12 protein-coding genes are annotated in these 14,310 nt (G+C 33.2%); 5 read left to right on the top strand and 7 right to left on the bottom strand.

All coding sequences use genetic code 11. The annotated features are described in order from the left end of the window. Positions 1–2 precede the first annotated feature (2 nt). From BLP44_RS11420 to tsaD, 6 genes are all read right to left on the bottom strand, one after another. Positions 3–1,094, bottom strand: a complete 1,092-nt coding sequence (locus tag BLP44_RS11420) for an AI-2E family transporter (protein WP_066034072.1) — start codon at positions 1,092–1,094, stop codon at positions 3–5. A 104-nt stretch (positions 1,095–1,198) separates the two neighbouring features. After that, positions 1,199–2,161, bottom strand: a complete 963-nt coding sequence (locus BLP44_RS11415) for a zinc metalloprotease (RefSeq protein WP_008468799.1) — start codon at positions 2,159–2,161, stop codon at positions 1,199–1,201. Positions 2,162–2,446: 285 nt separating this feature from the next. Continuing rightward, a complete protein-coding gene (locus BLP44_RS11410; protein WP_091133032.1) occupies positions 2,447–2,944 on the bottom strand; it encodes a TrmH family RNA methyltransferase in 498 nt (165 codons plus the stop codon). 10 nt (positions 2,945–2,954) lie between these two features. Further along, positions 2,955–3,593, bottom strand: coding sequence for a DUF4159 domain-containing protein (locus BLP44_RS11405; RefSeq protein ID WP_091133029.1), 639 nt, complete (start codon positions 3,591–3,593; stop codon positions 2,955–2,957). Positions 3,594–3,703: 110 nt separating this feature from the next. After that, positions 3,704–4,408 carry a 16S rRNA (uracil(1498)-N(3))-methyltransferase gene (locus BLP44_RS11400; protein WP_066034075.1) on the bottom strand — a complete coding sequence of 235 codons (705 nt, stop codon included), beginning with the start codon at positions 4,406–4,408 and terminating at the stop codon, positions 3,704–3,706. A gap of 2 nt (positions 4,409–4,410) precedes the next feature. Next, positions 4,411–5,433 carry a tRNA (adenosine(37)-N6)-threonylcarbamoyltransferase complex transferase subunit TsaD gene (gene tsaD, locus BLP44_RS11395; RefSeq protein WP_008468807.1) on the bottom strand — a complete coding sequence of 341 codons (1,023 nt, stop codon included), beginning with the start codon at positions 5,431–5,433 and terminating at the stop codon, positions 4,411–4,413. Positions 5,434–5,627: 194 nt separating this feature from the next. Here tsaD and BLP44_RS11385 point away from each other — a divergent pair, with 194 nt between their 5' ends. From BLP44_RS11385 to BLP44_RS11365, 5 genes are all read left to right on the top strand, one after another. Further along, positions 5,628–10,163, top strand: coding sequence for a translocation/assembly module TamB domain-containing protein (locus BLP44_RS11385; protein WP_066034078.1), 4,536 nt, complete (start codon positions 5,628–5,630; stop codon positions 10,161–10,163). Positions 10,164–10,472: 309 nt separating this feature from the next. Continuing rightward, a complete protein-coding gene (gene pfkA, locus BLP44_RS11380; RefSeq protein ID WP_008468812.1) occupies positions 10,473–11,459 on the top strand; it encodes a 6-phosphofructokinase in 987 nt (328 codons plus the stop codon). Positions 11,460–11,554: 95 nt separating this feature from the next. Then, positions 11,555–12,559 carry a type I glyceraldehyde-3-phosphate dehydrogenase gene (gene gap, locus BLP44_RS11375; RefSeq protein WP_008468814.1) on the top strand — a complete coding sequence of 335 codons (1,005 nt, stop codon included), beginning with the start codon at positions 11,555–11,557 and terminating at the stop codon, positions 12,557–12,559. Positions 12,560–12,690: 131 nt separating this feature from the next. Next, positions 12,691–13,542: an N-acetylglucosamine kinase-like protein gene (locus BLP44_RS11370; protein ID WP_008468817.1), complete on the top strand. Its 852-nt coding sequence runs from the start codon at positions 12,691–12,693 to the stop codon at positions 13,540–13,542. A 10-nt stretch (positions 13,543–13,552) separates the two neighbouring features. Next, positions 13,553–13,927 carry a methylglyoxal synthase gene (locus BLP44_RS11365; RefSeq protein ID WP_035692130.1) on the top strand — a complete coding sequence of 125 codons (375 nt, stop codon included), beginning with the start codon at positions 13,553–13,555 and terminating at the stop codon, positions 13,925–13,927. Here BLP44_RS11365 and BLP44_RS11360 read toward each other — a convergent pair. Then, complete coding sequence (locus BLP44_RS11360) at positions 13,908–14,288, bottom strand: RidA family protein (protein ID WP_008468820.1); 381 nt, start codon at positions 14,286–14,288, stop codon at positions 13,908–13,910. The genes BLP44_RS11365 and BLP44_RS11360 overlap by 20 nt on opposite strands. Positions 14,289–14,310 lie beyond the last annotated feature (22 nt).

The following is a 14,310-nucleotide window of genomic DNA, read 5'->3' as shown; positions in this document are numbered from 1 at the left end:
AACTAAATTCTTTCGGTTAATACGGAGACGATTTTATTGTCTGGAAAAAATTCTTTTAATATTACTTTAATCATTGTAAATGCTGGAATTGCGATTATCATTCCGACAATTCCAAATGTAATACCGCTGATTAATATGACTAAGAATATTTCTAACGGATGCGAATTTACGCTTTTTGACGAAATTATTGGCTGGCTGATGTTATTGTCAATTGCTTGAACTACTAAAAAGCCTATAACAACATAAATAGTTTTTGGTAAGATTTCAGATTGAAAATCTTGTCCAATCATGCTGATCATGGTTAAAATTGCAGCCAAAGTTGTTCCAATAATTGGTCCTAAGTAAGGAATTATGTTTAGAATGGCACATAAAAAGGCAATTACGAAAGCATTTTTATTTCCGAAGATTAGCAATACAACAAGATAAAGAATAAATACGACAATTAATTGTAGCAAGAGACCAATAAAATATCGGGTTAATAAGTGATTAATTTTTGTTATTGAATTCAAAATTTTATCTTCATTTGAATCAGGAAGAATTCTTCTTGCTTGATCTTTAAAAATTTCCTGATCTTTAATGAAAAAGAAAGTAATAAAAAATACAGATACCAATCCCATTCCCATGTCGGCCATAAAATTGATAATCGAATTTATAAAGCCAGTGAAATAACTGAAATCTAAGAATGATGTAATTTTAGAATCTTTTATAATTTTATTTAAGTCAATATGCTGAATATTAAAGTATTCTTCAAGATGGGTTTCTGTTTCCATAAATTTAGCCTGAAGATGCGCTGTGTCTAAAAGTGCTAGATTATTTGCTTGAGAAATAATTAAAGGAACAAACAATAATATGAAGCCCACAATTAAAAAAATGAAAAAGATAATTGTAGTTGTGGCCGCCAAAGAATTGTTGAATTTTAATTTGTTTTTTAAAAACAAGACCATCGGATTTGCAATTAAACACAATATTAGCGAAATGCATAAGTAGACGATTACTGTTTGGATTTCATATAAAAAATATAAAACGATGCCAATTATTAAGATTGTGGCTAAAGCTCTTAATATTCCGTTTGAAATAGTTTTTGATGTGATCATGTTTAAAATTTAGACTATAAATATAGGAAAAAGCATTCTAAAATTTAGACATAAACAAAAAAAGGCGAGATGAAATCATCTCGCCTTTAATTAAGTTTTTTTTATTATGGTTGTGCAAAAGAAGCTCTAGCACCTCCAGTTGTAAAAATAGCAGCAATTCTATTTTTCTGACCTGTTGAGAACATGTACATAGCTGCGTCATCTACATAATCCATGTAGTTCATCGTCATTTCTACAGGTGTACCAGAGCAAGTGCTATAGTGTGGGTAAGCAGGAACTCCGTAGTTTGCTGTGTTATGAGTAGGAGTATCTGCAACAAGATCGCTTCCGCAAGTTGCGTCTCCCCAAATGTGACGTAAGTTCATCCAGTGACCAACTTCGTGTGTAGCTGTTCTTCCTAAGTTAAATGGTGCATTTGCAGAACCAGATAATCCGAAATAACGAGAGTCAATTACTACTCCGTCTGTTGCAGAAGAACCGCCAGGAAATTGTGCATAGCCTAAGATTCCGCCACCAATTGCACATGACCACATGTTTAATTTTGTAGTTGGAGAAGTTGGAGCAATTCCGCCCTGAGCTGTTTTTTTCATAGCGTCATTTGTTCCCCAAGAAGTTTTTGTAGTAGATTTTCTGATAACTTGATCTAAAACAAAAGTAATTCCAATGTTAGCTTTAACTCCTGCAAATAATGCTGGTACATTATTGTAGTCTGAGTTTAAAGCATTGAAATCTTTGTTTAAAACATCGATTTGTGATTGAATTTGTGCGTCTGAAATGTTTTGTGCAGCAGTTCTGTACAATACATTCACTACAACTGGAATTTCGATTTTACCATTTACCAAACGGCCAGTAAAATTTGAACCTGCGTGTTGTGCAGTAAAAGTTTCGATTTCATTCATTCTAATTGCCAATGTTGGATCGGCTTTCAATTGAGCTTCTAAAACTTCTTGTGTTGCACAACCTCTTCTTGAAGCAACGCTCGCATCTGCATTAGCAGAATCAGATTGTTCATTTTGACAAGCAAACAGCATTAATGCTGCAAATGTGGTAATAATAACTTTTTTCATAATAAATTGGGTTTTTTGTTATAAAAATGTTGATTAGTTGAATAATGCGACAATTTTATAACAAAATACCTTTTTCGCAAAATATTAGAAAAGAAATTTTGTGAGAAATTTTACAATCCCTTACAAACACTGATTCCTACAAAAATTAACATTAAAAAATTATTAAGTATTTTCTTTCTTTTGTCTTTTTAAAATGTATTTCGTCGTGATTATCTGTTGTTTAACGATAACTTTAACTTTAAAATTCAGTAAAAATTTAAAAGAAATTTTTCAGAGTTCGAATTTTTACAGCGAAGTAATTTCGTAAAGCGCTATGCTAGCAGCCTGTACCACATTCATACTGCTGTTTTTGCCAAACATAGTAATATGCACAATTTGGTGCGAGAGTTTTAGAAGTTCTTCTGAGATTCCGTTAATTTCACTTCCAATCAAAAGAGCAATTTTTTTATCGAAAGGAATCATAACTTCTTTTAAAGGTTTGCTGTTTGAAGTAATCTCTAAAGCAATAATTTCAAAATTATTATCAGTCAAATAGGAGTTAAGCTCACTATAATCTTCAATTACAGAATGAGGCACATGAAGATGTGTGCTGCGAGAAGTTTTATTAATTTTACGAGGTGTAAGAGGAATATCTTTTCCAAAAAAGACTATGTTTTCAACTCCGAAAGCCTCAGAAATTCGGAACAAAGAACCAATATTCTGCTGAAAGTAAATATGATCGCATACCAAAGTAATGGGAAACGTTTTTCTTTCAAATTGATTTTCTTCGTGAGTTAGCTGCACTTTCTAGAATTTAATTGGTAAAAATATAATTGATGATGTTGGCACCCATTTTAAGAGCTTTGTCTCTTACGTTTGCAGGATCGTTATGGACTTCGGCATCTTCCCATCCATCACCCAAATCACATTCGTAAGTATAGAGTAAAACCAGTTTATTGTCTATAAAAATCCCAAATGCCTGCGGGCGTGTTCCGTCATGCTCGTGAATTTTTGGCAATCCGTTAGGAAATGGAAATGGCTTTTGAAAAATGGGATGGTTTGCCGGAAGTTCTACTAAATTATTATTTGGAAATATCTTTTTGATTTCTTTTCGAATAAACTGATCCATTCCGTAATTATCATCGATATGCAGGAAACCTCCGGCTGTCAAATAATTTCTCAAATTGGTTACATCAGCATCGCTAAAAACTACATTTCCGTGTCCCGTCATGTGCACAAACGGATACGAAAACAAATCTGGATTGCTTGGTTCTACTGTCGAAGGTTTGTTCTTAATGCGGGTATTAATATTCGCATTGCAAAAACTGATTAAATTTGGCAAGGAGGTTGGATTTGCATACCAATCGCCGCCGCCGCTGTATTTAAGCAAAGCGATTTCTTGTGAAAAAGAAGAAATTGAAAAAAGTAATAATAAATAGAATATTTTTTTCATGTTAGTTTTAAATATCGTGTTCTTCGCATTTTGTCATTTCGACGAAGGAGAAATCTCCACAAGTAGCTCGACAAAGATTAGTAGGTTTTAATGATAAAGTTGTATAGTAATTATTCATTAAAAAAAACAACGCTATGGCAAGCGACAACGGCAGCTGTTTCTGTTCTCAATCGCGTGTTTCCTAAAGTTACAGGTTTGTAATTGTTCTCTAATGCCAATGCAATTTCTTTCTCAGAAAAATCGCCTTCTGGACCAATTAAGATGGTTACATCTTCATTTGGTTTTAAAACTTCTTTCAAAGACTTTTTATCGGTTTCTTCGCAGTGAGCAATTAATTGAAGACCATTTTGTTTTTGTTTCATGAATTCTTTAAACGAAATTGCTTCATTCAATTTTGGAAGAAAGGTTTCGTTGCATTGTTTCATTGCCGAAAGAATGATTTTTTCAAAACGATCACGATTAATTACTTTTCGTTCAGAACGGTCGCAGAAAATCGGTGTAATTTCTTGAATGCCGATTTCGGTAGCTTTTTCCAAAAACCATTCAAAACGATCATTCATTTTGGTTGGCGCGACGGCCAAATGAAGATGAAATTTTGGCTTCTCGGCATTTTTTATCGAAAGGACTTCAACGGTGCATTTATTGTCTGAAGCCAATGTAATTTGCGTTTCAAATAATAGTCCTGAGCCATTTGTAACATGCAGAATATCTCCATCTTTTTTTCTGAGAACTTTTATTATATGACGGCTTTCTTCTTTATCAAAAGAAAAACTTTGAGTTGTCTCGTCGATATTCGGATTAAAAAATAACTGCATGATTAAAATTCGATTCTGGCTTTAGAAACCACAGAAGAAGTTTCAAAACGATTAGATAAGTATTTTTGGTATCCTACAATTCCTATCATTGCAGCATTGTCTGTTGTGTATTCAAATTTCGGAATAAAAGTTTTCCAGCCATATTTGCTTTCTGCTTCCTTCAAAGTATTTCTAATTCCTGAATTTGCAGAAACCCCACCGCCAATAGCGATTTGCGTAATTCCAGTTTCTTTTACAGCCAATTTTATTTTATCCATCAAAATTTCGATAATCGTATGCTGAATAGAGGCGCAAATATCATTTAGATTTTCTTCAATAAAATTCGGATTCTGTTGTTTGTTTTTTTGAATGAAATATAAAATAGCGGTTTTTAATCCAGAGAAGCTAAAATCTAATCCCGGAACTTTTGGTTTTGTAAAAGGAAATGCTTTTGGATTTCCTTCCTTCGCATATTTATCAATCAAAGGTCCGCCTGGATAAGGAAGTCCAAGAATTTTAGCACTTTTATCAAATGCTTCGCCTACAGCATCGTCTGTAGTTTCTCCGATAATTTCCATATCAAAAAAACTATTCACTTTTACAATCTGAGTATGTCCTCCGCTAATGGTTAAAGCTAAAAAAGGAAATTCAGGTTTGTCGTAGCCTTCTTCATCAATAAAATGAGCCAATATATGAGCATGCATGTGATTTACAGCAATTAACGGCACATTTAAGGCTAGTGATAGTGATTTACTGAATGAAGTCCCCACCAATAAAGAGCCCATTAGTCCTGGCCCTTGTGTAAATGCGATTGCGCTTAACTGTTCTTTTTGTACATTTGCTTTACGAAGTGCAGCATCTATCACTGGGACAATATTCTGCTGATGCGCTCGGGAAGCCAATTCGGGAACAACACCTCCATATTGATTATGAATTAATTGATTGGCTACAACATTTGACAATACTTTGTCGTTATGTAAAACCGCGGCAGCAGTATCATCGCATGAACTTTCGATGGCTAGAATAAAAACCTCTGGATTTTGCATATAAAGGCACAAATTTTGAATTATATTTGACAAATCAAATGAATTTATCTCTTTGATTTAAGCAGTGCCCCAAAATTAAAGAATTTTTATCAAAAACAGCCGTTCTTTGTCTGTTCAAAATAAATTTAAAAGAAACTAAAATTAAAGAAGCTATCAAAAAAGTAAAGAAAATAATATCTAGAACCCTAATTGGGTTGATTTTACTTTTGTTAGCATTGGCTATCATACTCTCTCTTCCTGTGGTTCAGACACAGATTGCTAATTATGTTACCAACAGATTAAATGAAGATTACAAGGTTAATATTAACGTTGAAAAAACGGCAATCAATATTTTTGGTGGAGTAAAATTGAAGAAAGTGACGATTTTAGATCATCATAAAAAAACGATGATTTATTCGGATATCATCACTACCGATATTGCCAGTTTTAGTAGGCTTTTAGACGGAGATTTAATTTTTGGAGATTTACGTTTGACAGGTTTGATTTTTAATCTGAAAACCTACAAAGGTGAAGATGAGAATAATATCAATAAGTTTATCCAAGCTTTTGAGGTAGAAAATACGCCTAAGAAAAAATCAACGAAGCATTTTTTGTTGACGGCCAAAAACGCTTACATCGAAAAAGGAAGATTTTCTGTTGTTGATGAAAATAAAACGACTCCTAAGTTTCTGGATTTTACAAAATTAAATGCTTATATCAGTGAGTTCAAGTTGTATGGGCCAGATGTAAATACAAACATTCATAGGTTTTCATTTATGGATCATCGCGGTTTGTATGTTTCCAATTTTGCAGGTAAATTCAGTTATACCAAAAAACAGATTAAAGTCGAAAATCTGGCTATAAAAACCAAAAGATCTTCAATTTACGGCGTAGCCATTTTAAATTATAAACCTTCAGATTTTCTTGATTTTACAGATAAAGTTCGATTTGATGTTTTAATAGATTCATCTTCTATTGCTACCAATGATATTCGCCATTTTTATGATGGTTTGGGTAAAAATCAACATTTTAAACTAAAAACTAAGTTAGACGGGCCGTTGAACAATATGACGCTTACAGGATTGAGACTAAGCGACACAAACGGATCAAAAATTAACGGAACAATCAATTTCAGAAATCTTCTGGGCAGCAAAGAGCAGAAGTTTTCTATGGATGGAAAGTTTAGTAAACTGCTTTCTAGTTATGATGATTTGGTGGTTTTACTTCCAGGAGTTTTAGGTAAAAGGCTTCCGAAAGAAATGAAGCGGATCGGTAAATTTAATATTGTCGGAAAAGCTAAAGTTTCAACTATAGCATTAGAAACTGCTTTTAAAATTGCCACAGATGTCGGAAATGGAGAAGTTGATCTTCATTTGAATAATATGGATTTTATTGATAAGGCTTCTTATTCTGGAAATATTATCTTAAACAATTTTGACGTAGGCGCGGTTTTAAATAGAAAAGATATTGGAAAAACTACTTTGAATCTTGATGTAGATGGAGTTGGTTTTACTGAGAAATATTTGAATACCGTTATTAAAGGAGACATCTCGAAACTAGATTACAATAAATATACCTATAATAATATAGTAGTAAACGGAAATTTCAAACTTCCTTATTATAAGGGACAAATTGCGATAAACGATCCGAATTTAAATTTAAATTTTGATGGTTTGTTGGATTTGAGCAAAAGAGAAAATCGTTACGATTTTCATATTAACGTTGAAAACTCAGATTTAAGAAAGCTTAAATTTATAAACGATTCTATTTCACATTTTAGAGGAGATGTCGTAGTTCAATTAACTGGAAATTCTATTGAAAACCTTCAGGGAGATATTTTTATAAACGATGCTGAATATCAGAATCCTAAAACAACTTATGTTTTTGATCAAGTCAATCTAAACTCAAGTTTTGATGCTGACCGTTTAAGGACTATTACAGTTAGTTCAAATGATGTTGTAGACGGAAAAATTGTCGGTAAATTTAGATTTGATCAATTGGATAAATTGGTTATGAATTCTGTAGGTAGTTTGTATACCAATTATAAACCTTATAAAGTTAGAAAAGGGCAATTCTTGAATTTCAATTTCCGTGTTTACGATAAAGTAGTCGAAATGCTTTATCCAGAAATAAACATTGATTCCTCGACAGTTGTACGAGGAAAAATAGATTCAGATTTGCAGGAGTTTAAATTCCGTTTCAGATCTAAAAAAATTACGGCAGATAAAAACACATTTGATAATATACGCATTAACATTGATAATAAAAATCCGCTTTATAATGCTTATGTCGAATTAGATAGCATCAAGACTCCTTATTATAAGATACGAGATTTTAATTTGATTAATGTTACGGCAAAAGATACGCTTTTTGTTCGTTCGGAGTTTAAAGGTGGAGATAAAGGCGAAGATTATTTTAATCTCGATTTGTTTCATACAATTGATAAGAACAAAAACAATATTGTCGGAATCAAGAAATCTGAAATGAAGTTTAAGGATTATATCTGGTACTTAAACGAAGATGCAGAAAAAGACAATCAGATTGTTATCGATCAGTATTTTAAAAACTTTACATTTGATAATATTGTTTTATCTCATGAAAGCCAGAAAATTGATTTAAACGGAGTTATAAAAGGAAAAGATTATAAAGATCTTGTGTTGACTTTTGAAGATGTTGACATCAATAAAATTACGCCCGCAAATTCCAAATTTGTATTTAATGGTAATTTGAATGGAAACGTCAATTATAAGCAGAATAAAAATGTTTATCAGCCCACGGCATCCATAAAAATTGATCATCTTGTCATGAACAATACAGAATTGGGTACGCTTAATTTTGATATTTCTGGAGATGAATCTTTTAGAAAATTCACGGTTAACTCCTCAATCCAGAATGGTTTTACCGAGTCGTTTAGGGCTAACGGAACTTTTGCCATAGAGAATAAAGAAACCATAATGGATATGAGTCTTAAACTAGAAGGCTTTAATCTGGCTACTTTAGGAACGATTGGCGGAGATGTTCTGTCAAATGTGCGAGGTTCTGTTTCTGGAAATGCCGCTGTTATCGGAAATTTGAAGAAACCCGAAATCAACGGACGTTTGTATGTTGAAAAAGCCGGAATGACAATTCCGTACCTAAATACCGATTACGAATTAAGCGATCGAACGGTTATTGATTTGACAAATGAAAAGTTCTTGTTTAGAAATAATCAATTAACGGATACGAAATACGGTACGAAAGGTTTGCTGAATGGAAGTATCGAACATCATAATTTTGGTGATTGGAAGTTAGATTTAAATATTACTTCTAAACGTTTGGTGGCATTAGATACAAAAGACAGTGACGATGCCGCCTATTTCGGAACAGCTTTTATAAATGGAACAGCAAGCATAAAAGGTCCTGTAGAAAGTCTTTTTATTAAGGTAGATGCAAAATCTGAAAAAGGTACCGAGGTTAAGATCCCGATTAATAATGCGCAAAGTGTTGGAGAAAGCAGCTGGATCCATTTCGTAACACCAAAAGAAAAGTATAATCTTGAGAACGGAATTGTTGAAAAAACAAGAGATTATAATGGACTTGAACTGGAGTTTGATTTTGACATTACACCAGATGCCGAAGTTGAAGTTATTCTAGATCGAAATTCGGGGCATGGTATGAAAGGAAAAGGATATGGATCGCTTTTATTTAAAATCAATACTTTAGGTAAGTTTAATATGTGGGGAGATTTCCAAGCATACGAAGGGACTTATAACTTTAAATACGGTGGACTTATCGATAAAAAGTTTACCGTGAAAAAAGGAGGTTCGATTATATGGGAAGGAAACCCGATGCGTGCCCAGCTTAACTTGGAAGCAGTTTATAAAACGCAAGCCAATCCAGCAGTACTTTTAGATAATACTTCATCATTCAACAAAAAAGTTCCTGTAGAAGTGGTTATCGGTTTAAGAGGAGATTTAGCAAGTCCAGAACCTAATTTTGATATTCAGTTTCCATCGGTAAGTAACGTTTTAAAATCGGAGATACAATATAAACTGGATGATAAAGATATTCGCCAAACACAAGCTCTTTATTTGTTATCGACTGGTTCGTTTATGAGTACCGACGGATTTAGCCAGGGAGATTTCTCTGGAACATTGACAGAAACCGCTTCAAGTTTATTAGGAGGCATTATTAAGTCAGATAATGATAAAGTAAATATCGACTTAAACTACATTGCTGCAGATAGAAGAACAGGGCAGGAGGTTGACGGTCAGTTTGTGGCTAATATATCGTCTCAAATTAATGAAAGAATTACCATCAACGGAAAACTAGGAGTTCCGGTTGGAGGTGTAAATGAATCTGCTATTGTTGGAGATATAGAAATTTTGTATCGTGTAAATGAGGACGGAACAATGAACCTTCGTTTGTTCAATAAAGAAAATGATATTAATTATATAGGACAAGGAATTGGTTATACGCAAGGTGTGGGTATCTCTTATGAGGTAGATTTTGATACCTTTAGTGAGCTTGTAAATAAGCTGTTTAAAAACCATAAAATAGAAAAAGCTGTAAAAAGTTCTTCTCATGATGATCTTCAAGACTCATATCTTCCTGAGTATATGAATTTCTCAAGTAAGAAAGATTCAGAAAAAAACAAGAAAAAAGCAAAAGAAGAGGAAGAGAAAAAGAAAAAGGAGGAAGAAAAGAAGAAAAAAGAACAGGAACATACACCAAGCAATAATCAAGGATTAATTCCTGACAACGATTATTAACACTTTGTTAAAAATAACCTTTTATAAAACCATTATTCTCATAATGGTTTTTTTTGTGCTAAATTTAGGCACTCTTTTAAAATTTTCCATGTGAGCGGGAAATTCTGATTTTTATAACACTTCATTAGGGTATTGTTAATTTTGACGATTTAATTAAAAAAATAGCGTTTTATTATTTTTAATGAAATTTTTTCCTAGAAAAAACTTATTAACGAAAACGTTTGAATTTAACAGATTTTATTAATTTATGATAATCGTAACCCGAAAAGTGCTGAATGTTTGCTAATTTTACACTTTAATACTTAAATAATGCCAAAAACAATAAAAAAAGTAGGTGTTCTTACCTCAGGAGGAGATTCACCTGGAATGAATGCTGCAATACGATCAGTTGTTCGAACTTGCGCATATCATAATATAGAATGCATCGGAATTTATAGAGGGTACCAGGGAATGATTGAGGGTGACTTCAAAGAGATGGGACCACGTAGCGTAAATAATATTGTAAACAAAGGTGGAACGATCTTAAAATCGGCTCGTTCAGTTGAGTTTAGAACCCCTGAAGGTAGAAAGAAAGCACACGAGAATCTTGTTAAGGCTGGTGTTGATGCTTTGGTTGTTATTGGTGGTGATGGAAGTTTTACCGGAGGATTAATTTTTAATTCAGAATTTGGTTTCCCGGTAATGGGAATTCCAGGTACAATTGATAATGATATTTATGGTACAAGTTTTACTTTAGGGTATGACACAGCGTTAAATACTGTTGTAGACTGTATCGATAAAATTAGAGACACAGCGAGTTCTCATAACCGTCTTTTCTTTGTAGAGGTTATGGGTAGAGATGCTGGTCATATTGCTCTTAATGCAGGTATTGGTGCAGGAGCAGAAGAAATCCTTATTCCTGAAGAAGATCTAGGTTTAGATCGTCTTTTAGATTCCCTTCAAAAAAGTAAAGCATCAGGAAAATCATCAAGTATAGTGGTTATTGCTGAGGGAGATAAAATTGGTAAAAACGTATTTGAATTAAAAGATTATGTTGAAGCCAACCTTCCTGAATACGACGTAAGAGTTTCTGTTTTAGGACACATGCAGCGTGGTGGTTCTCCATCTTGTTTTGACCGTGTTTTAGCGAGCCGTTTAGGGGTAAAAGCAGTAGAATCTTTAATTGAAGGAAAATCTAATTATATGGTTGGACTTCGTGAAGATAAAGTTGTTCTAACTCCACTTGAGCAAGCTATCAAAGGAAAATCAGAAATTGATAGAGAATTATTAAGAGTGTCAGACATAATGTCTACATAATCAATATAAAAAGTTTAAAAAAGAAAAGAAGTTTATTGTGAGGAAATTAGACTTTGAAATAGTGTAATAAAAACAAAAGCAAAAAAATTAGTAAAATGTCAAAAGTAAAATTAGGAATAAACGGATTTGGACGTATCGGAAGAATCGTTTTTAGAGAGTCTTTCAATAGAGATAATGTAGAAGTTGTTGCAATCAACGACTTGTTAGACGTAGATCACTTAGCTTATTTATTAAAATATGATTCAGTTCACGGTCGTTTCAACGGAACTGTAGAAGTTAAAGAAGGAAAATTATATGTAAACGGAAGAAATATCCGTATCTCTGCTGAAAGAAATCCAGCTGACTTAAAATGGAACGAAGTTGATGTAGATGTTGTTGCTGAATGTACTGGTATCTTCACTACTATCGAAACTGCAAGTGAGCACTTAAAAGGTGGAGCTAAAAAAGTAATCATTTCTGCTCCTTCTGCTGACGCTCCAATGTTTGTAATGGGAGTTAACCACGAAACTGCAAAAGCTTCTGATTTAGTTGTTTCTAACGCTTCTTGTACTACAAACTGTTTAGCTCCTTTAGCTAAAGTTATCCACGATAATTTCGAAATCGTTGAAGGTTTAATGACAACTGTTCACGCAACTACTTCAACTCAAATGACTGCTGACGGACCTTCTAGAAAAGACTGGAGAGGTGGACGTGCTGCTGCAATCAACATCATTCCTTCTTCAACAGGTGCTGCTAAAGCGGTTGGAAAAGTTATCCCATCTTTGAATGGAAAATTAACAGGAATGTCTTTCCGTGTTCCTACTGCTGACGTTTCTGTAGTAGATTTAACTGTAAAAGTAGCAAAAGAAACTACTTACGAAGAAATCTTAGCTGTATTGAAAAAAGCTTCTGAAAATGAAATGAAAGGTATCTTAGGATATACTGAAGATGCAGTTGTATCTCAAGATTTTATCTCAGATAAAAGAACTTCAATCGTTGATGCTGGTGCAGGAATCGGATTAAACTCTACTTTCTTCAAATTAGTATCTTGGTATGACAATGAGTACGGATACTCAAGTAAATTAATTGATTTATCTGTACATATTGCAGGTTTAAAATAATAATATATATTTTTGCAAAATCCCGTTACTTTTACAATAACGGGATTTTCTTATTTTGTTACTTCTATAATTAATGTAAAAAACACACTTTTAAATTAAAAATAGAAAACCTAATTCCAAAAACTAAACAAATGAAATTAATAGTTGACAGTGGATCTACTAAAGCCGATTGGATTGCGATAGATGATAATGGAAAAGTATTATTCACAACACAAACTTTAGGATTAAATCCTGAAATTCTAGACGAGCCAGAAATCATTGAAAGATTAAATGACCGTTTTGATATCTTACAAAATAAAAAAAATGCTACGCATTTATTCTTTTATGGTGCCGGTTGTGGTACGGATAGAATGAAAGAGTGGCTGAAAAGAATTTTTCAAGAATATTTTTCTAACGCAATTGTAGACGTTCAAGAAGATACTTATGCTGCTGTTTATGCAACAACTCCAAAAGGAGAAGAAGCAATAGTGTGCATCTTAGGAACAGGTTCTAACTGCAGTTATTTCGATGGAAAAACATTGCACCAAAAAGTTCAATCTTTAGGATACATCGTAATGGATGATTGCAGTGGTAATGTTTTTGGAAAAGAACTAATTAGAAAATACTATTTTAATAAAATGCCTAAAGAATTGGCTGTTGAACTTGAAAAAGAGTACGACGTTGATCCTGATTTTATTAAAAACAAATTATATAAAGAACCAAACCCGAATGCTTATTTAGCAACTTACGCTAAATTTTTGATTAAGCATAAAGACACAGAGTTCTGCAGAAAAATCATTTTCAAAGGAATGAAATCTTTCGTTAAGAATTACATCAAACAATTTGATAACTGCAAAGAGGTTCCAGTACATTTTGTTGGTTCTATTGCATTTTATTTGAAAGATGAATTACAAGAGACATTTAACAAATATGAACTTCAATTAGGGAATGTTTTAAGAAGACCAATTGATGGATTAATTGCTTACCATGTCGCTAATCAATAGTTCTGGTTTTATGGAGATTGCCATTATTGCTCATGATGGTAAAAAAGCAGATTTGATTGATTTCTTAATCAAAAATGAAGCTGTTTTACACAATGAAAAAATAAGGCTTATCGGTACCGGTACTACTGGGGGAAAAGCAGAAGCTGCTGGATTTAAAACGCAGAGAATGCTTTCTGGTCCGCTGGGTGGCGATGCGCAAATTGCAGGAAGAGTCGCGGAAGGAATAACGAATATGGTATTCTTTTTCAAGGATCCTTTATCGAGCCATCCTCATGAAGCAGATATCAATATGCTGATTCGTGTTTGTGATGTACATAATGTGCCGCTGGCAACCAATGAAGCAACGGCACAATTATTATTAGATGCTATTGCACTGCAATTATAGATATTTCTACATTAACATTTTTTGGCAGACAAGCCACTTGAACCGTTTCACGAGCTGGAGCGGTTTTTTCGTTAAAATAAGAACCGTAAACAGCATTTATTGCGCCAAAATTGTTCATGTCCATGATGAAAATAGTTGACTTTACAACGTTCTCAAAAGTCATGTTAGCTGCTTCAAGAATAGCGGCAATGTTTTTCATAACTTGAGTAGTTTCATCATTAATATTGTCTGTAACCAATTCTCCTGACTCAGGATTAATTGCGATCTGTCCAGAAGCATAAAGTGTATTTCCAGATAATACAGCTTGATTATAAGGTCCGATTGGAGCTGGAGCTTTCTCGGTAAAAATGATTTTTTTCATAATGAAATTATTTTGATTCGAA

This window comes from Flavobacterium anhuiense (assembly GCF_900101855.1).
Taxonomy (GTDB): domain Bacteria; phylum Bacteroidota; class Bacteroidia; order Flavobacteriales; family Flavobacteriaceae; genus Flavobacterium; species Flavobacterium anhuiense.
The sequence above is the reverse complement of the archived record's forward strand: the minus strand, read 5'-3'. Positions and strand labels throughout refer to the sequence as shown.